27 protein-coding genes and 1 pseudogene are annotated in these 26,086 nt (G+C 27.3%); 4 read left to right on the top strand and 24 right to left on the bottom strand.

Annotated features, from left to right (window positions below; all coding sequences use genetic code 11):
- Nucleotides 1-8: 8 nt before the first annotated feature.
- The 5 genes and pseudogenes from HMPREF9709_RS04270 to HMPREF9709_RS04290 all read right to left on the bottom strand — a co-directional run.
- Nucleotides 9-311: pseudogene (locus HMPREF9709_RS04270) on the bottom strand (VirD4-like conjugal transfer protein, CD1115 family); the annotation flags it as partial.
- A gap of 92 nt (nucleotides 312-403) precedes the next feature.
- Nucleotides 404-2,320: a lysine--tRNA ligase gene (gene lysS / locus HMPREF9709_RS04275; protein ID WP_005398233.1), complete on the bottom strand. Its 1,917-nt coding sequence runs from the start codon at nucleotides 2,318-2,320 to the stop codon at nucleotides 404-406.
- Nucleotides 2,321-2,326: 6 nt separating this feature from the next.
- Nucleotides 2,327-2,806 (bottom strand): transcription elongation factor GreA, encoded by a 480-nt coding sequence (gene greA / locus HMPREF9709_RS04280; RefSeq protein WP_005398234.1) that lies wholly within the window; start codon nucleotides 2,804-2,806, stop codon nucleotides 2,327-2,329.
- 10 nt (nucleotides 2,807-2,816) lie between these two features.
- Nucleotides 2,817-3,509 (bottom strand): metallophosphoesterase, encoded by a 693-nt coding sequence (locus HMPREF9709_RS04285; protein ID WP_005398235.1) that lies wholly within the window; start codon nucleotides 3,507-3,509, stop codon nucleotides 2,817-2,819.
- Nucleotides 3,510-3,607: 98 nt separating this feature from the next.
- Nucleotides 3,608-3,835, bottom strand: a complete 228-nt coding sequence (locus HMPREF9709_RS04290) for a YdbC family protein (protein ID WP_005398236.1) — start codon at nucleotides 3,833-3,835, stop codon at nucleotides 3,608-3,610.
- 167 nt (nucleotides 3,836-4,002) lie between these two features.
- Here HMPREF9709_RS04290 and HMPREF9709_RS09580 point away from each other — a divergent pair, with 167 nt between their 5' ends.
- Both HMPREF9709_RS09580 and HMPREF9709_RS04300 read left to right on the top strand, forming a co-directional pair.
- Complete coding sequence (locus HMPREF9709_RS09580; protein ID WP_005398237.1) at nucleotides 4,003-4,605, top strand: regulatory protein RecX; 603 nt, start codon at nucleotides 4,003-4,005, stop codon at nucleotides 4,603-4,605.
- Complete coding sequence (locus HMPREF9709_RS04300) at nucleotides 4,606-4,863, top strand: GIY-YIG nuclease family protein (RefSeq protein ID WP_005398238.1); 258 nt, start codon at nucleotides 4,606-4,608, stop codon at nucleotides 4,861-4,863.
- A gap of 4 nt (nucleotides 4,864-4,867) precedes the next feature.
- Here the strand turns inward: HMPREF9709_RS04300 and HMPREF9709_RS04305 are convergent, their stop codons facing one another.
- The 14 genes from HMPREF9709_RS04305 to HMPREF9709_RS04370 all read right to left on the bottom strand — a co-directional run bounded on the left by HMPREF9709_RS04305 (nucleotide 4,868) and on the right by HMPREF9709_RS04370 (nucleotide 18,599).
- The gene (locus tag HMPREF9709_RS04305) at nucleotides 4,868-5,503 is read right to left on the bottom strand and encodes a thiamine diphosphokinase (protein WP_005398239.1); all 636 of its coding nucleotides are present in this window, start codon (nucleotides 5,501-5,503) and stop codon (nucleotides 4,868-4,870) included.
- A complete protein-coding gene (rpe, locus tag HMPREF9709_RS04310) occupies nucleotides 5,503-6,159 on the bottom strand; it encodes a ribulose-phosphate 3-epimerase (protein ID WP_005398240.1) in 657 nt (218 codons plus the stop codon). Before rpe ends, HMPREF9709_RS04305 begins: the two co-directional genes overlap by 1 nt.
- Nucleotides 6,159-7,037 (bottom strand): ribosome small subunit-dependent GTPase A, encoded by an 879-nt coding sequence (gene rsgA, locus HMPREF9709_RS04315; protein ID WP_005398241.1) that lies wholly within the window; start codon nucleotides 7,035-7,037, stop codon nucleotides 6,159-6,161. Before rsgA ends, rpe begins: the two co-directional genes overlap by 1 nt.
- Nucleotides 7,030-9,066, bottom strand: coding sequence for a Stk1 family PASTA domain-containing Ser/Thr kinase (pknB, locus tag HMPREF9709_RS04320; protein WP_005398243.1), 2,037 nt, complete (start codon nucleotides 9,064-9,066; stop codon nucleotides 7,030-7,032). The genes rsgA and pknB overlap by 8 nt, the downstream gene beginning before the upstream one ends.
- Complete coding sequence (locus HMPREF9709_RS04325) at nucleotides 9,056-9,787, bottom strand: Stp1/IreP family PP2C-type Ser/Thr phosphatase (protein ID WP_005398245.1); 732 nt, start codon at nucleotides 9,785-9,787, stop codon at nucleotides 9,056-9,058. The genes pknB and HMPREF9709_RS04325 overlap by 11 nt, the downstream gene beginning before the upstream one ends.
- Nucleotides 9,788-9,832: 45 nt before the next feature.
- A complete protein-coding gene (rsmB, locus tag HMPREF9709_RS04330; protein WP_005398247.1) occupies nucleotides 9,833-11,101 on the bottom strand; it encodes a 16S rRNA (cytosine(967)-C(5))-methyltransferase RsmB in 1,269 nt (422 codons plus the stop codon).
- A gap of 107 nt (nucleotides 11,102-11,208) precedes the next feature.
- Nucleotides 11,209-11,904, bottom strand: a complete 696-nt coding sequence (locus HMPREF9709_RS04335; protein WP_005398248.1) for a zinc metallopeptidase — start codon at nucleotides 11,902-11,904, stop codon at nucleotides 11,209-11,211.
- 9 nt (nucleotides 11,905-11,913) lie between these two features.
- The gene (fmt, locus tag HMPREF9709_RS04340) at nucleotides 11,914-12,846 is read right to left on the bottom strand and encodes a methionyl-tRNA formyltransferase (protein ID WP_005398249.1); all 933 of its coding nucleotides are present in this window, start codon (nucleotides 12,844-12,846) and stop codon (nucleotides 11,914-11,916) included.
- 16 nt (nucleotides 12,847-12,862) lie between these two features.
- Nucleotides 12,863-13,396: a peptide deformylase gene (def, locus tag HMPREF9709_RS04345; protein WP_005398250.1), complete on the bottom strand. Its 534-nt coding sequence runs from the start codon at nucleotides 13,394-13,396 to the stop codon at nucleotides 12,863-12,865.
- Nucleotides 13,396-15,765: a primosomal protein N' gene (priA, locus tag HMPREF9709_RS04350; RefSeq protein ID WP_005398251.1), complete on the bottom strand. Its 2,370-nt coding sequence runs from the start codon at nucleotides 15,763-15,765 to the stop codon at nucleotides 13,396-13,398. Before priA ends, def begins: the two co-directional genes overlap by 1 nt.
- Nucleotides 15,765-16,937, bottom strand: coding sequence for a bifunctional phosphopantothenoylcysteine decarboxylase/phosphopantothenate--cysteine ligase CoaBC (gene coaBC, locus HMPREF9709_RS04355; protein WP_005398252.1), 1,173 nt, complete (start codon nucleotides 16,935-16,937; stop codon nucleotides 15,765-15,767). Before coaBC ends, priA begins: the two co-directional genes overlap by 1 nt.
- A gap of 2 nt (nucleotides 16,938-16,939) precedes the next feature.
- Complete coding sequence (locus HMPREF9709_RS04360; RefSeq protein ID WP_005398254.1) at nucleotides 16,940-17,128, bottom strand: DNA-directed RNA polymerase subunit omega; 189 nt, start codon at nucleotides 17,126-17,128, stop codon at nucleotides 16,940-16,942.
- A complete protein-coding gene (gene gmk / locus HMPREF9709_RS04365) occupies nucleotides 17,121-17,699 on the bottom strand; it encodes a guanylate kinase (RefSeq protein WP_005398256.1) in 579 nt (192 codons plus the stop codon). Before gmk ends, HMPREF9709_RS04360 begins: the two co-directional genes overlap by 8 nt.
- A 9-nt stretch (nucleotides 17,700-17,708) precedes the next feature.
- Nucleotides 17,709-18,599 (bottom strand): YicC/YloC family endoribonuclease, encoded by an 891-nt coding sequence (locus tag HMPREF9709_RS04370; RefSeq protein ID WP_005398260.1) that lies wholly within the window; start codon nucleotides 18,597-18,599, stop codon nucleotides 17,709-17,711.
- A 142-nt stretch (nucleotides 18,600-18,741) separates the two neighbouring features.
- On the opposite strand from HMPREF9709_RS04370, the gene HMPREF9709_RS04375 reads away from it, so the two are divergent.
- Nucleotides 18,742-20,475, top strand: a complete 1,734-nt coding sequence (locus HMPREF9709_RS04375) for an Rqc2 family fibronectin-binding protein (RefSeq protein WP_005398262.1) — start codon at nucleotides 18,742-18,744, stop codon at nucleotides 20,473-20,475.
- A gap of 63 nt (nucleotides 20,476-20,538) precedes the next feature.
- Here HMPREF9709_RS04375 and HMPREF9709_RS04380 read toward each other — a convergent pair whose 3' ends face one another.
- Genes HMPREF9709_RS04380 through HMPREF9709_RS04390 form a run of 3 tightly spaced genes read right to left on the bottom strand, consistent with a single transcriptional unit; the run spans nucleotide 20,539 to nucleotide 23,107 of the window.
- The gene (locus HMPREF9709_RS04380; RefSeq protein WP_005398263.1) at nucleotides 20,539-21,354 is read right to left on the bottom strand and encodes a metal ABC transporter permease; all 816 of its coding nucleotides are present in this window, start codon (nucleotides 21,352-21,354) and stop codon (nucleotides 20,539-20,541) included.
- Nucleotides 21,347-22,015 (bottom strand): metal ABC transporter ATP-binding protein, encoded by a 669-nt coding sequence (locus HMPREF9709_RS04385; protein WP_005398265.1) that lies wholly within the window; start codon nucleotides 22,013-22,015, stop codon nucleotides 21,347-21,349. The genes HMPREF9709_RS04380 and HMPREF9709_RS04385 overlap by 8 nt, the downstream gene beginning before the upstream one ends.
- 36 nt (nucleotides 22,016-22,051) lie before the next feature.
- Entirely contained in the window at nucleotides 22,052-23,107 is a 1,056-nt protein-coding gene (locus HMPREF9709_RS04390; protein WP_005398267.1) for a metal ABC transporter substrate-binding protein, read from the bottom strand.
- Nucleotides 23,108-23,222: 115 nt separating this feature from the next.
- Here HMPREF9709_RS04390 and HMPREF9709_RS04395 point away from each other — a divergent pair, with 115 nt between their 5' ends.
- On the top strand, nucleotides 23,223-23,624 hold the full coding sequence (locus tag HMPREF9709_RS04395; protein ID WP_005398268.1) for a Fur family transcriptional regulator: 402 nt from the start codon (nucleotides 23,223-23,225) through the stop codon (nucleotides 23,622-23,624).
- A 33-nt stretch (nucleotides 23,625-23,657) separates the two neighbouring features.
- On the opposite strand, the gene HMPREF9709_RS04400 is transcribed toward HMPREF9709_RS04395, so the two are convergent.
- Both HMPREF9709_RS04400 and ptsP read right to left on the bottom strand, forming a co-directional pair.
- Complete coding sequence (locus tag HMPREF9709_RS04400; RefSeq protein ID WP_005398269.1) at nucleotides 23,658-24,296, bottom strand: hypothetical protein; 639 nt, start codon at nucleotides 24,294-24,296, stop codon at nucleotides 23,658-23,660.
- Nucleotides 24,280-25,992 (bottom strand): phosphoenolpyruvate--protein phosphotransferase, encoded by a 1,713-nt coding sequence (ptsP, locus tag HMPREF9709_RS04405; protein WP_005398271.1) that lies wholly within the window; start codon nucleotides 25,990-25,992, stop codon nucleotides 24,280-24,282. The genes HMPREF9709_RS04400 and ptsP overlap by 17 nt, the downstream gene beginning before the upstream one ends.
- Nucleotides 25,993-26,086 lie beyond the last annotated feature (94 nt).

A 26,086-nucleotide genomic window follows, 5' to 3' on the forward strand; every position in this document is an offset into this window, starting at 1 on the left:
AGCTTAATTCATAATCTTGTAATTAAACTGTTTCTGTTTATTTTTATTTTATCTCTGTTTTTCAAAAACTCTTCCACATCAAATAAATTCTTCTTATCATAGTCTTCCAATAACTTATAATTCTTATGTTTTGTAATATCGAATTTATCAGACAAGAAAGGTCTTACTCCTCTTAGCTGGTATATACACTTACCACCATCCATTACAGTTATTTCATCTTGGCTCATAAGTTCCTTGCTAGTTTTTTGATAATTTAGACCAAAAGATTTTTGATTTGATCTTGTTTCTGATGTGTTATATAGGTCTAAAGTAGAAATTACGTTTAATACCGTAGTATCTTGCTTAATATAAAAATTAAACTGGGATTTATAACAAACCCCAGTTTAATAATTAGCGTGTTCTTTTAATATAATTTTGATCCTGCTGGAATATTATTATCCAACATTATTAAGTTAAGTTTTTCTTCTCCGTCGTACTCACAAATTGCAGATATAATCATACCTTCTGAGTCGATTCCCATCATCTTACGAGGAGGAAGATTACAAATCGCAAGTAGTGTCTTTCCAATTAAGCTCTTTGCGCTGTAATATTCCTTAATACCAGATAAAATAACTCTTTCTTTTTCAGAACCATCATCTAATGTAAATTTCAATAGTTTTTTTGACTTAGGAACTTCTTCGCAGTTTTTAACTTTTACAACTCTAAAATCAGATTTTGAGAATGTATCAAAATCAACCATATCTTCAAATAATGGCTCTACTTTTACTTTTGAAAAGTCGATTTTTTCTGTCGTAAGTTTGTCGTAAGTTTTGTAAGTTTCTTTTGACAAATCCTCATTTTCTGCCTTTTCTAAGCCTATTGGCTTCATTGTTGGGAATAATAACACATCACGAATTGTAGTTTGATTTGTTAAGAACATTACAAGTCTATCAATTCCCATTCCCATACCACCAGTTGGAGCCATACCAACTTCAATGGCATTTATAAAGTCGTAGTCAATTAAGTTTGCTTCTTCATCACCAGCTTCTCTTAATCTCATTTGATCTTCAAATCTTTCACTTTGATCTTCAGCGTCATTTAATTCGCTGTATGCATTTGCAATTTCCTTACCATAAATAAATGCTTCAAATCTTTGAGTCATTGAAGGATTCTCAGGATTTCTCTTTGTTAATGGAGAAATTTCAACTGGATATTGAGTAACAAAAGTTGGTTGAATAAGCTTATCTTCAACATATTCTTCAAAGAATGCAACAATTATATTTCCTAATTTATCGGTTTCTTTGATTTCAAGTTTATGTTCTTGTGCTAGTTTCTTAGCTTCTTCAAAATCTGTAATGTTATTGAAATCAATACCTGTTTCTTCTTTTATAGCATCTACCATTGTGATTCTCTTCCAAGGTGTTGTAAAGTCAATTTCTATACCTTGATAATCCACAGTGTTAGATCCATTTACTTTTTGGTTAACAGAAAGTACTAGATTTTCTGTTAATTCCATCATGTCGTTATAATCAGCATAAGCTTCGTATAGTTCAATTGCAGTATATTCTGGATTATGTGTTGCGTCCATACCTTCATTTCTAAACATCCTGCCCATTTCATAAACTTTATCGAAACCACCAACTATCAATCTCTTTAAGTATAATTCATTTGCAATTCTTAAATACATATCTATATCTAAAGTATTGTGATGAGTGACAAATGGTCTAGCTGTCGCACCACCAGCAATTGTATTTAATATAGGTGTTTCTACTTCTAAAAAGTCTCTATTGTCTAAGAATTCTCTAATAGCTGATAAAATCTTTGTTCTTTTTCTAAATACATCTTTTACTTCTGGATTAACAATTAAATCAACATATCTTTGACGATATCTTAAGTCAACATCTTTTAATCCATGGAATTTTTCTGGCAGTATTTGAAGTGATTTTGTCAATAATTGGAATTCTTTAGTTAAAACAGATATTTCACCTGTTTGAGTTTTTATAACTTCTCCACTAAATGTAGCTATATCACCAGTATCTAAATTTTTTAGTTCTTGATATTTTTCTTCACCTAATGTATCATGTCTATTAAAAATTTGGATTTTTGAACTATCATCTTGTAAAACAATAAATCCAATTTTACCAAAAGATCTCTTACCTAAAATCCTACCCGCAACTTTAACTTCTTTTCCTTCAAATTCTTCAAAATTACTTACAATATCAATCGCTTTAGTATCAACATCTACTTTTTCAATTAAATGTGGATTTTTACCTTCATTTTTTAATTGTGTTAATTTATCTCTTTTTATTTGAAGCATTTCATTGATATTTAATTCTGCCATTTTAACCTACCTAATTATTTTTTCTATTTTATATTGTAATTTGTTAATTCTTGTTTTTACCTCAACTATTTGACCTTCTTTTGCATTTAATAAGGCTTTACCAAGTGGAGATTCATTTGAAATTTTATTTTCGTTAATATCAGCTTCTATAGTACCAACAATTTTTAAAGTCATATCTTTACCTTTATTTATATTATGTACTTGAACTGTATCTCCAATGGAAACAATTTTACCATTACCTTTATTATTTTCTTTAATTATTTCTACATTTTTTAATTGTAATTCTAATTCAGAAATTTTAGCTTCAACTTTAGCTTGTTCTTCTTTAGCTTCATCATATTCTGCATTTTCAGATAAGTCACCAAATCCTCTAGCAATTTTAATTTTTTCTGAAACTTCACCACGTTTAACTGTGATTAAATATTCTAATTCATCTTGTAATTTTTGGTAACCATCTTGTGTTAGTAATACTTTTCCGTTTGTCATATTTCCCCTCTTATTTTAGTGCAACAGGCTTAAAATCAATTAAATCGCCTGAAACACAATAATATTCTATATTATTTATTTTTCCTTGCGGCATATGTTGTGCCGCAACGCCATGTATATGTCCATATACTACTTTTTTTATATTGTATTTCTTGAAAATTCCTTCAAATTCATTTGGTTTTAGTTTTTTATCAAATGGAGGATAATGAAGTATTGCAATAATCTCATCATACTCTTTATAAGTCTTTAATCCTGATGAAATAGATAATTCTAATCTGTTTAATTCTCTTAGAAATATTTTTTCATCATCATCTGAAAAATTTGAACTATCTCTACTTTCCCATCCTCTTGTACCTACAATTAATGTATTGTCAAAAAGATAAGAATTATTTTGTAAAAAATTAATGGTTTTATAATTTAGTTCATTTAATTTTTTTAAGGAAGTCCACCAATAATCGTGATTTCCTTTTAAAATGATCTTTTTACCATTTAATTTATCTATCCTATCTAAATCTAATACTGCATCCTCTAACTTCATAGCCCATGATATATCTCCTGGTATCAAAACTAAGTCATCTGGAGAAACGATATCGTTCCAATTACCAAATATCTTTTCTTCATAATTATCCCAGTTTCCACCAAAAACAGACATATCTTTTTCTTTTGTGATATCTAAATGTAAATCGGCTATCGCATAAATCATCATTTCTCCTAAATTTATACGCAATAATGATATATAAGGACCTAATTTAATCCTGGAATTAAATCAGGTCCTTATATAATTTAATATTTATATATAAATTAATTATTTTCAAATTCGTCTATTAATATTTCTTTTAATACTTTTGCTTCTTCTTCAGTGAAAGTAATGCCTTTACTCATTCTTGTATGGTCTTCGTTCCATTCTCTTAAATCATATTTTGCATCTCTTTCATTCCAAGAAACAAGATTCAATTCTTTTCTCCAACCTTTAGCATTAGTTGACAATACGCCTAGGTTTTCAACTATTTCAAATTTTAATTCTGCCATAATCTCCCCCTATACTTGCAATAGGATAACATTTTTTAAAATAAATGTCAAATAATTATGTAAATTTTAAGCATTATAAGAGTTTTTAAATATTTATGTTTTGACTTTTCCCCATATTAAATATATTCTTTTAAATAAGACCATTAATTATATGTCGAGGAGTTAAAATGCAAATTACAAAAATATCATATGATGAACAAAGATCACTTTTTAATATACAATTGGATACTGATGAAAAATTTAATATATCATATGAAATATATGAGAAGTTCGCCTTAAAAACAGATCAAATTTTAGATGTTGAGTTATATAATATACTTGAGAAAGAAAATGATTATCAAAATGCAAAAAAAGTAGCGGAAAATTATCTTAATTATAAAAGTAGAACTACTCATGAATTAATTAATAAACTAAAATCCGTTACAAAAAATGAAAAATCTATTAATAAAGTTATTGAATATTATAAAAGACTGGATATATTAAATGATAAGAGATATGCTGAAGAATTTATAAAAGTATATTTAACAATGAAAAATGAAAGTATGACTAAAACAAAGTATAAGCTAATGCAAAAAGGAATAAGCGCAAAAATGATTGACTCCATTTTGGAAGGATATGATAGAGAAATTGAGTATGAGAATATAAAAATAATTTTCGAAAAGAAATATAAAAATAAGGATTTATCTGACTTTAAGGAAAAACAAAAAGCATTTAGATACTTATCTTCACGTGGATTTCAATATGATGCAATTAAAAGGATATTAGGATAAATGAAAGCTTATGTTTATATATTAAGATGTGCTGATGACACCTATTACACTGGCTATACAGTAGATCTTGAGAAGAGATTAAAAATGCATAATGAAAATAAAGCCTCTAAATATACTAGAGGTAGAACACCTGTAAAATACGTGTTTACACATGAATGTAAAGATAAAAGTCAAGCACTAAAATTAGAATGTAAAATAAAAAAATTTACTAAAACAAAAAAAGAAAAACTTATTCAAGGCAAAATTAGCCTTGATTAAGTTTTTAATCTTTTGAAAGGATAACAAAAACATTACCTTCTAATATTTCAATTTTTGCAGTTTTATCTGATACAAATTCATTAGAGATTGTTAGTGAATCTCCAAATTTTAAATAGTGATTGTGTAGTTCCCATTTTACACCTAATAAATTAATAATAGTATCGTCATTAGTTGGCAAAATTGAAACGTTGTTGTAAATCCCATTATTTACTATTTTTTCATCTCTATCTAAATAATAAATATAATTATGATCGTCAATTAAAACAATTTTTCTATCAATATTTGTATAGTTTTTTAATAAATTTATATTTGATAATGTGTGATCCATCCTTGTGCCTATTGCTCCAAATACATAAATCTCATCATAAAGATTTTCTTTAGCATATATAAAAGACAACTCAAGATCTGTGTAGTCTTTATCTCGGTTAAATGTTAAGACTTCAATGTTTTTATCTTTTATAAACCTTATTGAATCAGAGCTTGCAGAATCAAAGTCCCCTATCGCAATATCTATTTCAATATCATGTTTACGAGCAAAATCTACACCTCTATCAACACATATTATGTCATATTCAGTAATATCATTTATAATATTTAATCCGGAAATATTTCCACCACCAAATATAATTACTTTTTTCATTATTCACCTATTATTTTATAAAATTCTTCAGTATTGTTTATTATACCTTTTTCATTAAATATTGCTGATCCTGCTACTATTAGTTCTACTCCAGCATCTGCTACTTCTTTTACATTATGAGTCTTTATACCACCATCAATTTCTAAAATAATATCTCTACCAGATTGGTCTATCATCTCTCTCACTACTTTAACTTTATCCATAATTTGTGGAATAAATGCCTGACCACCAAATCCCGGTACAACTGACATAATTAAAATTAAATCTATATCTTGAATTAAATATTTTAAGATATCCACATCTGTATGAGTATTTAATACAATACCAGCTTTAATACCTTTTGATTTTATCTGAGATACAACTCTATTTGGATGTATTGTTGTTTCAGGATGAAATGAAATAATATCAGCCCCCGCATCAACAAATGAATCAATATAGTTTTCTGGTTTATTAACCATTAAATGCACATCAAAAATAAAATCTGTTTTTTTTCTTAGATTTTTTATAATACCTGGTCCAAAAGAAATATTTGGAACATAATTTCCATCCATTATATCTAAATGTAAATATTTTACCTTAGTTTGTCTTAATTCATTCATTTGTTTTTCTATATTATAAAAATCCGCTGATAACAGTGATGGTGCGATCTCTCTCATTAATATTTCCTTTCTCTTTTTAATTCATTATAGATATATATATAATTGTAGTATCTTGATTTACTAATCTCTCCCTTTTCAAGAGCATCCTTTACTGCACATTTCGGCTCATTGATATGGTCACAATTGTTGAATTTACACATTTTTTGATAAATCAAAAATTCATCAAAATATTGTTTCAATAATTTTTCATCTTTAATAAAGCTTAAGTCTAAAGAACTAAAACCTGGTGTATCAAAAATAAAAGTGTTTTTATCTATCTCAAATAATTCAGTATGTCTTGTAGTATGTTTACCTCTAGAAGTTTTTTTACTAATATTTCCAGTTTCAACATCAAAACTATCATGTAGTAGATTAAGTAATGTAGACTTACCCACACCAGATGGACCAGCAAATGAAGAAATTTTATCTTTCATTATAGCTTTAAGCTCATCTATGCCAATATTTTCTTCAGCACTTGTAAAAATATATCTATATTTAGTTTTATCATAAATATTTTTAAACTCTTGTATTTCACTTTCAGAAGCAAGTTCAATCTTATTAATTATAAGATTTACTTCTATACCAAAGTGCTCTAACATAATCAAATACTTATCAAAAGTTGTATAATTAATTTTAGGATTAACTAGACTGTGTACTAAAAGTATTTGATCTATATTGGCGATTGGAGGTCTTACTAAAGAATTTTTTCTCTCCAAAACATTTTCAATATATGCTGTGCCATCTTGTAAAATGTTAATCTCTACTTTATCTCCTACTATTGGCTTAATATTTTTCTCTCTAAATAAACCTCTTGCTTTAGCTTGATAAACTATCTCATCAGAAATAACATAATACAAATCTTTTTGTGATTTTGTGATGATACCTTTTTTATTCATAATTTACATCCGCTTTTTTTCCATCATATAGGACTTCAAATTTTGCATTTGGTAGAGCTGTTACATTAACTTGGATCTTTCCATTTGCATCAGCGTCTTTCACACTAACATTTTTATCATAAATTACTTTATTATTTTTTGTATCATTTATCTTAACATTGAAAGTGACTTTTTTAAGATTTTTAGGCACGGTCAAATTGAAAAGATATGATTTCATCTTAGGATCTGTGGCTGTTTCTTGGCCAGCATCCGGGTTTGTTTCTTGAGTAGTATCCGTTTCATTTGGCGTTTCTTTATCCGTCTCTGTTTCTTTAGGAGTTTCAGGAATGGTTTCTTTTGGTCCTAAACTTATTGTTATTTGAATTGTAGTACCTTTTGAAACCTGTTCACCTGGTTCAATTGATTGTTTAATTACATCATTTTCAAACTCTGAATTGCTATATTCTTGTTTTACTTCTCCAGGTATTAATCCTGCATCTCTTATTGTTTGTAGAGCAATACTTTGACTTAGACCAATTAAATTTGGTACATCAACAAGTACTTCACCCTGTCCTTTACTCAATACAATATCAATTTTTGAACCTTTATCTACATATTCCCCTTCTTTTGGAATTTGCTTAATAATTTGGTTTTCTGGTTCTTTTGAATCCTCATAAGAAGTTTGTCCAATTTCTAAACCATATTGCTTAATAATATTTTGAATATTATCTAGATCAAATCCTACAATATTTGGCACTTTAACCATTTCTTTACCTTTACTAATGGTTAACTCTATTAAGTCACCTTTATCAGCTATTCTATTAGGCTTAATAGATTGATCTACCACATATCCTTCAATAATATTTGGATCAAATACTCTTTCTTTTATACTAACTCTAAAACCATATTCTTTTAATAATTTTATAGCTGCTTCCTCAGTTACATCAATGACACTAGGTACATTTACCCCCATTTCATCTTGTGTTTCTTCCGGGAAAATCTTACTATATGTTTCCTTAAGAACAAAAAACAATAATAAACTCAAAACAAGAATAGCTAAAATCATGAAAAATTTCTTGTTATTCTTTTTATTTTCTTTTTCTTCAACTTTATCTTGTTTTTTTGATTTATAAACTACCGCATGTTTCGCAGTATCTTTTTCTTCTTTTTTATCAGGAATAGTATTGATTAATACCGTTTGATCCTTGTCTAATATTTTATTTCCAGTACTTATTCTATTTAGATCAATAATTAAATTGCTTGCAGTTTTATATCTATCATTTGGATTTTTTTCAAGTAATTTATTTATAACAAATGCTAAATCCTCAGAAATATTTTTATTGATAGAAGAAACTACTTCTGGAGCATCTTGAATATGCTTTACAGCTATACTAACTGGGCTGTCTCCATCAAATGGCACCTTTCCTGTTGCCATTTCATAAAGTACTACCCCTAAAGAATACAAATCAGATCTTGCATCAATAGTTTGCCCCTTTGCTTGTTCAGGAGAAATATAATGCACAGTCCCTAAAATGGATGATGTATAGGTTAAAGTCGCATCTGTTACCACTCTAGCAATTCCAAAATCAGCTACTTTCAATTTTCCATCTTTATGTAAAAGTATATTAGCTGGTTTAATATCTCTATGAACAAGTCCATTTAAATGAGCTGTTTGTAAAGCTTTAGAAATTTGTAAAGCATAATTTATTATTGTTTTTTCATCTAAAGGCGCCTTTTCATTTATAATTTCTTTAAGAGTTGGCCCCTTAATTTTTTCCATAACAATATAATCAACAGATTTTCCGTTGATTTGTGTTGTTGCTATATCAAAAATTTGCACAATATTTTCATCGGTCAGTGATGCGGAAGCTTTTGCTTCATCTTTCAATCTATCAAAAAACTTTTCATCTTCCGCAAAACTTTCTTTTAAGATTTTTATAGCTACTTCTCTGTTTAATAAAGTATCATAACCATCGTAAACAATAGCCATACCACCAGTACCGATAATATTATTTATTCTATATCTCTTATTTAATAACTTACCATTCATTTTGTTCCTCAAATTTAACTAAAGTAATTGTTATATTATCATATCCGCCTGTCGCATTAGCCATATATTGAAGTATTTCACATGTTTCTTGCAATCCGTACTCATTTTTTACAACATTAAAAATTTCATGATCTTCAATTAAATCGGTTAATCCATCAGTATTTAATAGTACATAATCATTGTTTTTTAATTCTAATTTATTTAAATCAATTTTATATCTCACCGAAGTACCTAATGCACTCGTAATCTGATTTCTTGGATAAAATATAGCATCTTCCTCACTAATAGCTCCTATATCAAGTAATTCTTGTACATAGGAGTGATCTTTTGTAATTTGTTTTAATACATTATTTGAAAATAGATAAATTCTACTATCTCCAACATTTGCATAGTATAAAATATTATCAACAATTAATGCTATGACTATTGTAGTACCCATCCCTGCATCATCCGGATTATTTTTTGATCTATTTAATATCTCTTCGTTTGCTTTTCTTGTAGCATCAATTATTAAATCAAATATTTCATCCTTGTTAAAATTGTCTTTTATATAATCCCTAACAATCTTAACAGCCATATGAGATGCAATCTCTCCTGAGTTATGACCACCAATGCCATCAGCGACGATAAAAAGGCTAAAATTATCCTCTATTAAATTGATAAAATTATCTTCATTTTTTTCACGAATTTTACCCGTATCGGTTGTTGTGTAATGTTTCATAGATACCTACTTAGTTTTGAATGTGTTTTCATTATACCATAGTGTTTATTGTTTTTGCATACTACAAATAAAAAAACCATCATTGTTTTTATCTGGTAGTATCTCTAGATATTCTTTATCATTTATTTTTTCAATTTTAACATCATTATGTCTTGAAATAAAATCATTTACAATATCAATATTTTCTTTTCTACCCAAAGTACATGTACTATAAACCAGTCTTCCACCCACTTTTAGATATTTGTATGACTGTTCAATAATCTCGTTTTGTATCCTATTTAATGACATTATATCATCTATAGACTTATTTAATTTTATTTCAGGTTTCCTCTTGATAACTCCTAATCCTGAACATGGAGCATCCACAAGTACATAATCGAATTTATCGATAAACTGTTTAATAGTTTTTTGAGCATCATAATTTGTCAATTCAAAATTTGATAATTGTAATCTTTCAAAATTATCTTTTATTTTATCTAGTTTATCTTTTGCGATATCATTTGCAACAACTTTACCATTGTTGTTCATAATTTGTAGTAGATGAGTACTCTTTGAGCCTGGTGCTGCACATAAATCCAAAACACTTGAATTTTCTTTTGGATTTAATATCTCTGATACTAAAATACTAGATTGATCTTGAATTGTAAACAAACCCTCTTTAAATTCTTCTATTTCAGTCATATTAATTGGATTTTTAATTATTAAACAATCTTTTGAAACATCTGACTTCTCAACAATATATTCTTTTTTTTCAAGTCTATTAATTAATTGTTCCTTGTCTGTTAAGAATGTGTTAACTCTAATATTAAAACTTGGTACAGTATTAAATGACTTTACAATCTCTTCATAGTTTTCGTAATATTGTTTCAGATATTTTATAATGCTTAAATCACATGAATATTGAATGGAAAGCTTTTTATCATTATCTTTTCCTTTAATTTCTGATAATTCATCCATATTTCTATCAATATTTCTTAATACTCCATTTACAAATCCTTTTGCTGAAAACTTAATCTTTTTAGCATTATTAACTGCTTCATTTATTACAGCATATTTTTTTGTGCTTAAAAACTTTAATTCATATAGAGCAATTCTTACAATGTTTAATATATCTTTATCTAATTTTTCCAATTTATTTTTTGATGATTTTTGCAAAATATAATCAAGATATATTTTATTTTCAACTACTCCATAAACTAATTGTCTTAAAAAGTTCTGATCTCTCTTTTCAACTTTATCAGCATATAGATTTAATACTTCATTTGAAAATTGACCTTTATTTAATATTTCATCTAGGGCTTTTATAGCCGCCATTCTCGCTTTAATAACATACTCCTTAATTTAACTATATAAACAACTAAAAAGCAAATTATCAAATTTTATAGATAATTTGCTTATAGATAATTTATTTTAGTAATTTTTTAATCACGTCTCATACCCATAAGTCTTAGTAATTGTACTACAGATACTAGTGCAGATGCAACATAAGTCATAGCTGCTGATCTTAAAACAGACTTAGAGCCTACTTCTTCATCACGTGTAAGTATTGAATTTTGTTCTAAATTAATAAGTGCTCTTCTACTAGCATCAAACTCAACAGGTAAAGTAACTATATGAAATAGCACAGATAAAGCGTATAAAGCTATACCTAAATTTATTAAGCCTGACATTTGAATAATAAATCCAAGTATAATTAGCATCATAACAAAATTTGATGTAAATGAAACTACCGGTGCCAACAAAGATCTAAATTTTAGAAAAGCATAGCTTTCATTATGTTGAATAGCATGTCCAACTTCGTGTGCAGCAACAGAAATTGCTGAAATTGATCTTTTTCCATATACTTCTTCTGACAATCTCAATGTCTTATTTCTAGGATCATAGTGATCTGTTAATTTACCAGCAATAGGTTGAATTGTTACGTCATTAATCCCATTTCTATTTAATATTAATTGTGCAACTTCTGCACCTGTCATACCTTTAGCAGATATTTCATCAGAATATTTATCAAAAATGCTAGTCACCTTATAAGATGCCCACATTGAAAGACCAATCATAAGAAGTAATAATATATATGTTGAAGGTGCAACACCTCTACTATAATATACTAAATACATATTTCCTCCTTAGCTTAATATAACATTCTCCTTAATCGTATTTCCATTAAGGAAAGTCTTTATATCTACTTTTTTTCTACCAGGCATCTGTATTTCTTTTATCACAATGCATTTATCTTTACAATTAACAAATATACCGTCTTTATCGACTTTAAATACTTCTCCTAGTTCATTATTAGTATACTTTTCAATTATGTTAATCTTATGGATTTTCATTTTTTTATCTTCATAATTTACATATGTTGAAGGCCATACTGAAAAAGCCATGATTTTTGCTTTAATATCTTCTGCTTTTTCATCAAAACTTATATGTCCCATTTCCTTATTAATCTTTTGAGAATAGGTAGCTTTTGTATCATCCTGTTGTATTCTATTTGCAAATCTTTCATCATAATGTAAAACTGTATCAACAATTAATTCAGAAGATAATTCTGATAATTTATCATGCAACTCACTGATGTCTGTATCAGGAGTTAAATTAATTTCCCTACAATCTAAAATATCACCTGTATCCATTTTTCTTTCTATAAGCATAGCACAGACACCAGCTTTTTCATCTTTATTAAGTATTGCCCACTGCATTGGAGCAGCACCACGATATTTTGGAAGTAGAGAAGAATGCACATTAATTATTCTATTTTCATATGTTTCTAATAATTTTTTTCCAATAATTTGTCCAAAAGCTATGACAACAATATAATCTGGATTGATATCTTCAATAATTTTTAAGGATTCCATTGAATTTAAATTATTTGTTTCATAAACATTTATTCCTAATTCTAATGCTTTTTGTTTAACTGGAGTTGGTTCAAAATTATTTCTAGATCTAATTTTATCTTCTCCCGTAATAACTAATCCAACATCGATATCTTCATTATTGAAAAGGGAAACTAACGGTCTAACTGAAAATTCTGGAGTACCAATAAATATTATTTTCTTCATATCACATCCTTTATTATTATTTTTCTTCTTCTACTTCTTGTTCTTCTTCATCTGAATATAAATCATACTTTTCTCTAATATCATCTATATTTTCTTCAGTCACCACTTCTATAGCTTTTGAAGTTATCAAAACGCCGTCTAAATGATCATATTCATGTAATAAACATCTAGCTAATAATCCGTCCGCTTCAATTATTTGTTCTTTGCCTTCTGTATCTGTGTATTTCATTTTAACTGTTTCTGATCTTTCCACAGTACAATTATAATTTGGAATGGACAAACACCCTTCAATATCTACTGAAGTAGTTTCGCTTTTTTCAATAATTTCTGGATTGATAATCTTATACACATTGCCATCACCAATATCTACAACAAAGCATCTTCTTAAAACGCCAACTTGAGGAGCAGCCAAACCAATACCATTTTCGTGATACATAGTTTCAACCATGTCATCAAGTAGGTTTAATATCCTATCATTTACTTCTTTTATTTCTCTTGATTTTTTTAATAATAATGGATCATTATCTTTTCTAATTTGTCTTAATCCCATTATTCCTCCTCTAATGTATAATTTATATATATTTTATTATCATTGTCTAATTTTCTAAGTTCATTTGATATTTTAATTAAATCATTTTTATTTGCAGATTTTAAAATGATCTCAAATCTATATCTATTATTTATCCTCTCAATAATACTTGGTGTAGGACCAGTCATTTCCAATAATTTTATATTTTCTTTTCTTATGATTTTATTAATTTCAATCATTAAATTTTGTCCACTTCTTATGGCATAAAATCTATCTAATGAAGAAATGTTTATATTTAAAATATTAATTATAGGTGGGTAATTAAACATCCTACGTTCAGATATCTCTTGATGGTAAAACTCATCATAGTTATTTTCTGCAGCATACTTTATAGCATAATTACTCGGATTATAAGTCTGAATGATAACTTTTCCTTTTGTATTTCCTCGTCCAGCCCTACCTGAAACTTGTGTAATCAAACCAAAAGTTTTTTCTCCAGCTCTATAATCAGGTATGTTTAAGCTTACATCTGCAGATACTATACCTACAACTGAAACATTTGGAAAATCTAGACCTTTCGCTAACATCTGAGTGCCAATAAGTATATCAATTTGACCATTTTTCATCATATTATAAACTTTATCATAATCAAATTTTGTACTTGTCGTATCTGCATCCATCCTATAAATTTTAGCATCTGGAAACATCTCTCTAGCTTGTTCTTCAAGCATTTCAGTACCCGCACCGTATTCTTTTATCCATTTACTTCCACAGTTTTTACAAATTCGTGATTTTTTTGCAGTTCTACCGCAATAATGACAAATCAATCTATCTTTATGTTTATGATAAGTCATTGCCACATCACAAGCTTCGCATTTATGGACATATCCACAAGATCTACAAAATACAAATGAAGTATGTCCTCTTTTATTTAGAAATAGAATACTTTGTTCATTTTTTGATAGAGCATTTTCAATTTCATTTTTTAGTAAATTTGAAAACATAGAAAAATTATTAGATTTTAACTCTTCTCTCATGTCAATAATGCTTATATCAGGAAGTTTTTTGCCACTTACTCTATTATTTAATTTTAATAATTCAAAATTACCTTTTTCAACTTCATTCATAGTCTTTACAGATGGTGTGGCTGTACCCAATATTAGTTTTGCATTATTTAGTTTTGCTCTAAGTCTTCCTATTTCTATCGCCGAATACTTTGGATTTTTTTCAGACTTATATGATGACTCATGTTCTTCATCAATAATAATTAACCCAATATTTTCAAAAGGAGCAAATATTGCCGATCTTGCTCCAATTACTATCTTAACTTTTCTATTTTTAATTAATCTCCATTGATCTGATCTCTCGCTAATACTCAATTTTGAATGTAAAACTGCTATTTTATCTCCAAAACGCCCTTGAAATCTATTAATCGTTTGTGGCGTTAAAGAAATCTCTGGTACTAAAATAATAGCTTCTTTACCCATTTCAAGATATTTTTCCACCAGCTGTAAATAAATTTCTGTTTTACCTGATCCTGTTATACCGTGAATTAAAAAGTTGTTTTTTTCACTATCTAAAATTTTATTGTAAACATCTAATTGTTCTTCATTTAATTGATGTTTTTTATATGTTTCAACTTCTTTTAGCACATCTCGATATTTAACTTTTTTTTCAATCTTAACGATGCCTTTATCAACTAGAGAATTTAAACTAGATGAACTTGATGAAGTTTTAATCAATAATTCTTTTTTTTCAACAATATTATGTTGTTTTAAATAATCTAAAATCGCCAATTGTTTTTTAGCATTTGATTTAATAAAATCATAAGGATTATCTACATTAATTTCTACAAATTCATCATATTTTATACTTGCCTGACTTTTAAAATCAAAATTTGAATCAAGTAATCCATTTAACACCAAATCATTAATATAGGACTTCTTATATTTAGAATTAAATTTTTTGTCTATATCTTCAAAAGTTTTCTCTTCTTTTAGAAATAGATACAATTCGTCATCAATTTTCTCGCTATTATCATTGATAATATAGTATTCTTTAACTTTATCAATGCTTCCTGGAGGTAGTATTGTATTTATCGCAGATGAATAATCTGAAATATTATTTTTTATCATATAAAAAGCAAGTTCCAATAACTCCTTACTTAGTATCGGTTTATTATCTAATATTTCTATAATTTTTTTTGGTCTATAATCTAATTTTTCTTCATCTTCGAGACTTTTTTCTATAACAATTGCGATAGTCTTCTCATTTGCTCTACCAAATGGCACAATAACTCTAGTACCAGGTAAAATATCCTCATCAAATTGATAAGTAAACATTCTATCTAGAAAAGAAGCTTTTGATTTTAAAATAAGATTATATAGCATTATTTCACCAACTCATCTAAAATTTTATTTGCCACCTCATTTTTAGCCATTTTATCAAGTTTAATCATATTATCTTCACTTATAATTGTCACAATATTAGTATCAACATCAAAACCCGCCCCATCTTGAGTTATATCATTAGCAACAATTATATCTGCATGTTTACTCTTTAATTTTTTTCTTGCATTTTCAATTAAATTTTGTGTTTCTGCTGCAAATGCTATTATTTTTTGATTTGTTTTTTTATTTCCAAAAAATCCAACAATATCTTCAGATTTCTTTAATGTATAATTAACGGTATCTTCAGATTTTTTTATTTTTTGTTTTGCTGTAGTTTCAAAAACATAATCAACAGGAGCTGCTGCCATAATTAGACTATCTGCACTTTCAAAGTGATTTCCAATTGCTTCTTTTAAATCTTCATTTGTTTCAAACTTAATATTTTTTACCATAGATAATCCTGGCGTTTTAACTTTTCCAGTTAAATAAATAACTTCGGCGCCTCTATTTCTAGCATTCTTTGCAATAGCATATCCGGTTTTCCCGCTAGAATAATTAGTAATATATCTAACAGGATCCATTTTAGAAACACTTGGACCAGAAGCAACGATAATCTTTTTACCCAATAAATCTTTTCTAGTAAGCTTATATTCGATATAATCTTCGATTTCTGAAGGTTCTGCCATTCTTCCTTTACCTACAGTATTACATGCTAATTGTCCTTCATTTGAATCTATAAAATCATATCCAAGTTCTTGTAAGCTTTCTATATTTCTTTGAGTGATAGGATTTAGTAGCATATTTGTATTAGTTGAAACAGCAAAAGCAACTGGTGCTTTAGAAGCAAGTATTGCTGTAGTTAAAAGATTATCCGCAATGCCAGCATTCACTTTTGCAATTGTATTTGCTGTGGCTGGTGCAACTAAAAATAGATCGACATCATTTGTAATGTCAATGTGTAATACTTTATCTGGATGAACCCACATATCTGTATATACTTTATTATTTGACATAGTCTCAAATGTAATTGGATTAATAAATTTTGTTGCAGCCTCAGTCATAATAACTTCTACTATCGCACCTTTTTTACGAAGACTACTTATTAAATTCAATACTTTATATATAGCTATTCCACTAGTTACACCAATAAGGATTTTTTTGCCCTTAAGCATTATTATTCCTCACTTTCTCCTGCTTCTGACATTAATTCTGTTAATGCAACTGTTACAGGTTTATTTGCCTTAGTTTTAATTTTTGGTTTATCGCCATCTATTAATTCTTTAGCTCTATTTGCAATTAACATCGCTATATCGTATCTTGATTTACTTACTTTTTCTAATTCTTTAAATGATGGATTAATCATATTTTTTTTCCCTTTCTTCTCTTTCTTCATCAATAATATTTTCTAATCTTTTTGTTGCTACATCCACATAATCATTTACTAAGAAATAATCATAATACTTGATTTGATCAAATTCACGTTCAGCCGTCTCTAATCTTATTTTAATCATTTCTTCTGTTTCGGTAACTCTATGTCTTAATCTATTTTCAATATCTATCTTTCTAGGAGGTATAACAAAAACAGAAACTTGATTATCAAATTTTTCTCTCACTTGTTGTGCACCTTGTACATCAATCTCAAGGATTACCACTTTACCCAATTTTATATTTTCTTCAACAAATTTTTTAGGTGTACCATAGTAATTACCATGCACAGTTGCGTATTCAAGTAATTGCCCTTCTTCAATCAATTGTTCAAATTCTTCTTTTGTCTTAAAAAAATACTCTCTTCCCTCTTCTTCATTGATTCTTTTGTATCTTGAAGTAACAGAGATAGATTGTACTACATCTTTTCTGATTTTTAATAATTCTTTTACGATAGTTCCTTTTCCTGCGGCGGTAGGACCAGAAACAACTAATAAAAATCCTTCCAAATTTTCCTCCTATTCTACGTTTTGCACTTGTTCTTTTAACTTTTCAATAATAGTCTTCATTTCAATTGTAAGATTCAAAATCTCAATCTTTGAAGACTTTGATGCTATAGTATTTGTCTCTCTTAATAGTTCTTGACAAATAAAATCTAATTTTTTACCAACTGAGGTTTTATCCATATCAAGAGTGTCCAAAAATAGTTTAAAATGTGAATCCAATCTAGTTAATTCTTCATTAATATCAAGTCTATCAGCATATAGTACAATTTCATTAGCTAATCTATCTTCACTAATTACATTGCTATCAAGTATTTCATTTATATTGTTATATAATTTTTCTCTAATTTCAGATTTAATATTATCAGAATATTTGTCAATTTCTTTTTTGAAAGATGAAAGCTTATCAATATTTGAGCTCAAATCTTTATATAAATTTTCTCCTTCATCTTTTCTCATTTTTACAACTTTTTCTAATACTTCTTCAAGTGTATTTTTTATAATTTCAAATAAATAATCCCCATCAATTTCTTCTACTTCATATCTCAAAACATCTTCATTTGAAATAATATCACTTATTGATGGGATTGCTCTTTCTCCAATAATATTAGCTTTTTGCGCAATAAACCTAAGACTTTCGCTCATTTCTTCAACGGCATCTAAATCAACAAAAATTTTACTTTTGCCAAATTTTTTATTGCTTGTCCTTATAAATATATCAACTCTACCTCTTGTAATATATTGTTTAATAATCTTATTAATCTTTTCTTCAAGAAAATTAAGTTGATTTGGCATCCTATTATTTATGTCTAAAAATCTACTATTTACCGTTTTTATTTCTATATCAAATATAAACTTTTCATCTTGATATGATGTTTTTCCATATCCTGTCATTGATTTAATCATAGCATCTCCTTTATGTCCTTATTAAGGATATATACAATTTGTAATATAGTCAAGTAAATATTAAATATTTTTAACATATCATTTTTATATTTTAAATGGTAATTTCACATCTATGTTATAATAAAAAATACAAGGAGAGATTATGGCAATAGATGGAATATTAATAAAATCAATAGTTGAAGAATTAAAAGAAAAATTAATAGATGGAAAAGTACAAAAAATATATCAATTAAATGATCATATTATTATATTAAATATATATAACAATAAAAAGAATTATAAATTACTAATATCTTCAAATCCCCAAAGTTCAAGGATACATTTAACAAATCAAGATTATAAAAATCCTACTACCGCACCTCAATTCAGCATGATATTGAGAAAGCACATTCAAAATTCTACTATTAAAGAAATTAACCAATTTCAATTAGATAGAAGTATAGAAATTGTTTTGGATGGTAAGGATGAATTGGGTGTATTAAAAACTAAAAAATTAAAAGTTGATATTATGGGCAAATATTCCAATATAGTTTTAGTTGATGAAAATAATACTGTTATTGAAGCTATAAAGCGTATTTCCCATGAAATGAGTAGTGTAAGAGCAGTTTATCCTGGTACAAAATTTAATCAATTAAGGGATAATAAAATCAATATACTAGAAAACAAAACAAATTTAGAGGAATTAGATATACCTGATAATTTTGCATTGAAAAAAATCTTCTATACTAATTTTACGGGCTTTGGTCCTCAAATAGGAAATGAGATTGTATATAGAGCTGAAATAGATTTAGGTAAGAAATATGGTCAATTAGATCAAAGTGAGAAAGAAAGATTAAATGCATCGTTTCAAAATATTTGCGAAGAAATCATTCATTCTAACTTCTCGCCAAAACTTTATTATATGAAAGATAAAGTTGATGATTTTTATTGCCTTGAGTTGACACATAAAGGAGATAATTATACTGAATTCGATTCAATAAGTGAAACCTTGGATCTATATTTCAAAGAAAATGTAAATGATAATTCCTTAAATCAAGCAAGGGAAAATTTATATAAGCAGGTTGAAAATATTTATCTTAAAAATATTAACAAATTAGAAAATTTAAGATCTGATTATGAAAAATCCTTAGATTATGATTTATATCGAATAGAAGGTGATTTATTATCATCAGTGGCTTATTCTATAAAAAAAGGTGAAAAAGAAGTTGAAGTATTCAACTATTATGATAATAACAACATCACGATAAAATTAAATCCTAAAAAAACACCATGGGATAATATTGAGCAAAAATATAAAATTTCTAAAAAATTGCATAGATCAAATAAATTATTACAAAAAGCAATACCAAATTTAGAAATTGAGATTCAGTATTTAGAAAGCGTACTAAATCAAATAAATAATATCGAAAATCATGACGAACTTTCTGAAATTAAAGAAGAAATGATTGAAGAAAAATATATAAGAAAAAGTGGTAAAAAAAGAAATAACAATAAAAAAGAAAAAAATAAAGCATCTCAACCATATAAATTTACTACAAATAAAAACAATATTATATATGTTGGTAAAAACAATAAGCAAAATGAGTATCTTACTTTAAGAGAGGCAAATGCAGAAGACTATTTCTTCCATATAAAAGATCGCCCTGGTGCACATGTTATATTAAAAAATCTATATGAAATAGATGATGAAGAAATTTATGCTGCCGCATATTTAGCTGCATATCATTCAAAAAATAATAATGATCGCTATATTGATGTTGACTATACTCAAAAGAAACATGTAAATAAAGCAAAAGGTTCAAAACCTGGTATGGTCTACTATACTAATTTCTCAACAATACGTGTAGATTTAGAAAATAAACCAGAAAATATATAATTTCAATAAAAAATCCCTCATTAATCTAGTTTAGATTATTGAGGGATTATAATTTTATTTTTTTTACTTAAAACTTGTCATCTTTTCTTTTCTAAAAATATAAATATATAACATTACTAATAACAAACCTATAACGGAAGTCATTATGATAGATCCACCTGGTTTTAATTTAAGGTAATTAGCAAATGTTAAACCTAAAAAGAAGTATACAATTCCGAAAATAACAGAAATAATTACGGTTTGCTTATAATTTTTTCCTATTAATATGGATGATGCTACAGGTAACACCATTAAGGAAGAGATTATTAAAATACCAACTATTCTTGATGAAATTGCAATCGTAATAGCTAACAATAATGTAAAAATGTAGTTTATAAATTTAATATTTACACCGGAAAGTCTTGCACTTGTTTTATCAACAGAGATAAATAAAAGCGCATGATAAGTATATATAAACGCTATTATTACGATTATTGAAATAGCAATAACCATAATAATATCCATATCAGTAATTGCAACGATTGAACCAAATAAATATGATTCAAAATTTTGCGCTGCAATGATGTAATCAGATAAAATGGATGCAAGCCCGATACCGAAACTCATAATAATTGCAGTCGCCATATCACCATTTTTAGGGAATTTTTCTCTCAAAAATTCAATTGAAAACGCTGAAAATATACTTATCGCTATTCCACCTAAAATTGGATTGATACCTAACAATACTCCTAAAAATATTCCGCTTAATGTAGTATGAGAAAGAGCATCTCCTATAGTCGATGTCTTTCTGTTTACTACTACCGTGCCAATTAGAGGAATAATAATAGATAAGAAAAAACCCACTAAAAATGCTCTTCTCATAAATTCGTATTTAAACATATTCTTTTATCTCTTTCTCCTCTAAAGCAATCTTTCTATAAGGAAAATTAAATTCCAAATCACTTTCATGTGTAACTAAAATAATTGTAATTTTATTTTCCTTGTATAATTCTTCTAATGTATCATAAAATAATTTTTTACTATTTTTATCTATACCTACTGTTGGTTCGTCAAAAATCAATAATTCTGGTCTATGCACCATTGCCTTTGCAATCATAACCCTTTGTTTTTGACCGCCACTTAGCTCGTTGAAATTTTCATTTGCTAGATCTAAAATATTAAAAGATTTCAAAATATCATCTACCATTTTGTAATGCTTTTTTTTAGGTAAATTTAACATATTAAAATCATAATATAGATTTAATAATACCATTTCTCTAACAGAAATCGGAAAATTAGTTAAATTATCTCGATCAATTTGAGGTACATATCCAATTCTATGCCATTCATCAAATTTTTTAATATCTCTACCAAAAATCTTAATTTGTCCGGAATAATTCTTAAACTCCCCTATTATCAATCTCAATAATGTTGATTTTCCACTCCCATTATTACCTGATAGTGAAACAAAATCATTATTCATAATCTCAATATTAATATCTTTTAAAACTTCCGTTTTATCATAACCGAAAGTTAGATCTTTTATTTCAACGATTTTCATTTATCATCCTTCTAATGAATTATTTAATTTAATAGATTATTTACCTTCAAATGAGTCTACAATATTTTTTAAATTCATCTTCATTAAACTAATATAGTCTGCACCAGCTGACGCATCTTTATCACTAATTACTTCAAGTGTAGTAATTTCTTTTACATTACCGCCTATTTCATTTGCAATTGATTTTGCTACCTTATCACTCTTATTATATTCATAAAAGACAGTTTTGACATTATTTTCTTTCATCTTGTCAACAATTTCCTTCATCTTGGCAGCATTTGGTTCTGCTACAGAATTTATACCTTCAATCGCAATTTGTTCAATTCCATATTCATGTAACATGTAATTAAATGCTTCATGTGGTGTAACAATTTTCTTACCAGAATATTTAGATAGATTTTCATCATATTCTTTTATTAGTTGTTCTACTTCTTTTGCAGCTTTATTATAATTTTCTGTGTAATAATCTTTATTTGCAGTATCAATTTCAATTAATTTATCTTTTGTCTTCTCTAACATTTTAGCATATAATTTAGGACTTAACCATGTATGTGGATCATATTCTCCATGATGGTGATGTCCTTCATGTCCATGGTCATGTTCTTCATCATGATCGTGTTCGTGTTCATTATGTGAATCCTTTTCATGATCATGGTCAGCTTCTTCATGGTCATGATCATGGTCATGGTCTTTTTCATCATGATCGTGGTCTTCATCTTCATGATTGTGTAAATCAGCTGTTTTTAATAATTCTAAACCATCTGATAGTTTCAATACATTAAGGTCTTTTTTTCCTTCTAGTACTTTATCTAACCATGGTTCAAATCCTGCACCATTTACTACTAAAAGTTTAGAATCATAAATTTTTTCCATATCTTGAATCTTTGGTTCAAAAGTATGTGCATCACCTGTTTGTGTTAAGTTAACAACTTCTACTTTATCTCCTCCAATTTTTTTAACCATATCATAATTTGGGAAAAATGATGTCACTACACTCAACTTATTTGTGTCCTTAACTTCATTTCCACCTTTACCACATGCAGATAAAATAAGTGCTAAACATAACAATAATACTAACTTTGCTCTCTTCATTTTCTCTCCTTAAAATTCTTTATTTGTAATGAGAATTATTCTCAATAAGAATATTATATACTAAAATTGATAAATGTCAAATATATAGTATAATTAGATTTAAGAGGTGAGAATAATGGATATATTAAAAGATAAAGGATTAAAATCAACAAAAACTAGAACAAAAATTTTGAATCTATTAAAAGAAAATTCTCCATTAACTGCGGAACAAATTTATGAGCATTTAATGGATTCAAATATTAAACTTTCATCAATATATAGAAATTTAGCTATTTTTGTTGATGAAAATATTGTAATCAAATCTGTAGGATTTGACAATATCTCCTACTATCAACTAAATACAGATCATCATAAACATCAAATAGTTTGTACAAATTGCAATAAAGTTGTGATGATTGAAAACTGTCCTTTACATGAAATTGAAAAAGATCTTGAAAAATCAACAGGATTTAAGATAATGTCACATAGTTTTGAATTCTCCGGTTTATGTGAAGACTGTCAAAATACAAATAAATAGTTAAAAATGAAAAAGGGGTTGTCGCAAAATATCTTATTTTGCTACATCCCCTTTTAATTTTAACCATTTTGGAATATAGTTTGTAAACTGATCATATGAATCAAAAATAAACTCCAACATTTCCTCTATTTTTAATATTTTATCTTTATCTTTAATTCTATTTTTTTGAATTAATAAATCAAGATAAAAATGTGCTGTATATATTGAAAATATCTTTAGAAATTTATTTTTGTTATTATTATCTATAACTTTATTTAACAAATCACTTGAAAACTTTGCATCATAAAATGCAATTATATTTAAATCTACATAATCTCTAATTTTATCTTCAAATTTATCTCCAGATTTTATATCAATACCATTATCTAAAATTTTAATTTTTAATAAGGAATTATCAAGAATAATCCTCGATAATTCCCTATTTTTTAGTATATATAAATTGTTTTTTATATAATCTGTGATGATATAATCTTCTAAACCTGGCTTTCTAATCAATCCATGTTTATATAAAGATAAATTCAATTCTGTTTGATATGTGTTTATCCAATTATTTTCATTAGATTTTTCAGAATGAATTTTTTCAATTTCAAAAAACAAATTATCAATTAATTTATTTTTTTCAATCTCATTTAATCTTAATAATTTTTCTATAAAATTATAATTTAAATTCATTAGATTTTGCCTTTAATAAGTTTCTAATTTCCTCTACATTATCTAATTCTAAAACTTCGTCAGCAAATTTCTTAGCATCTTCTAGAGTAACATTATTTATAATACTCTTAATTGTACCTACTTTAGCACCTACAGCTGAGAATTCATCTAATCCCATTCCTAGCAATAGATATGTTGCTAAACTATCTGATGACATTGAACCACACATTCCTGTCCATTTTCCAGCTTCATGTGAAGCTGCAATAACTTCTTTAATCGCTCTTAATACTGCAGGGTTAAAGTAGTCATATAAGTGAGAAATCTTTTCATTTCCTCTATCAACTGCAAGAATGTATTGTGTTAAGTCATTTGTACCAATACTGAAGAAATCACAATATTTGATTAAATCTCTTGCCATAAATACTGATGCAGGAGTTTCAATCATAATACCTACTTCAATATTTTCATCATATTCGATACCTTCAAGTTTCAATTCTTCTTTATATACTTCTAATAATTCTTGAATTTTCTTAATTTCATTTACACTAATTATCATAGGTAATAAAATTTTAACATTACCAAATGTACTTGCTCTTAATATTGCTCTTAACTGTGTACGTAAGATATCAGTCTTATCAAATTGAACTCTTAAAGCTCTCCAACCTAAAAATGGATTTTCTTCTTTAGGGAATTCAAAATAATTTAATCCTTTATCCCCACCAATATCAAGTGTTCTAATAATTAATGGTTTTCCTTCTAATTTTTCTGCAGCTTCTTTATATACAGAAAATTGCTTTTCTTCTTCAGGGAAATCATTTGATTCCATATATAAAAATTCTGTTCTAAATAAACCGACCCCTTCAGCACCTTCTTCAAGACCGCTTACTAAATCAGAGATACCACCAATATTACATACAACTTCAATATCTTTTCCGTCTTTTGTAACTGCATCTTCAAATTTGTACTTTTCAGTTAGTTCTTTAGTTCTCTTCATTATTTCAAATTTTTCTTCATAAGCTTTAACTGTTGCTTCATCAGGATTTTTAATAATTACACCTTCAATAGCATCTAAAATAATGAATTCTCCATTTTCCACATTTTCGGTAATATCTTTCATACCTACTACTGCAGGAATACCTAAAGTTTGTGCTATTATAGAAGAATGGCTTGTCTTACCGCCCAAATTCATAGCAAAACCTAATACATGATCCTTATCCATTGTAGATGTATCAGTTGGTGTTAATTCATCAGAAATAACAATATAATCATCATCTAAAGAACTCAAAGTCTTTGGAACTATGCCTTTAAGTTTATACATGATATTTTGTCCAATATCTCTATAATCTGCCGCTCTTTCTTTTAGATAAGCATCATCCATCATTTCAAACACCATCACCATTTCATCAATTGTTGATTCCAAAGCAAGTTCAACATTAATTAATTGATTTTTAATCTTATCAGATGTTGAATCAATCAATGCTGGATCTGATGCTAACTCAATATGAGCAGCTGTAACTTCTTGTGCTGCTTCTGAAGTAGTTTCTCTATTTTGTAATTCTTCAACATAAGAATTAATAGCATCACTTATTTTTGTAATTTCTGTATCCACTTGTTCTGCAGTAATTTTATCTTTATTTATTTCAACTTCAGTTTTTTCAAATAAAAATACCTTACCAATTGCCACACCATCAGATGCCGCTATTCCGTGTAACTTCATATTATTACTCCTATAAAATTTCTTCTCGACGACTAAAATAAAACAGTTTAAGCAAAATCCCTCCCAAAAAAGAAAATTAATCCCCATTTAGAAA

The sequence above is a fragment of the Helcococcus kunzii ATCC 51366 genome (genome assembly GCF_000245755.1).
Taxonomy (GTDB): domain Bacteria; phylum Bacillota; class Clostridia; order Tissierellales; family Peptoniphilaceae; genus Helcococcus; species Helcococcus kunzii.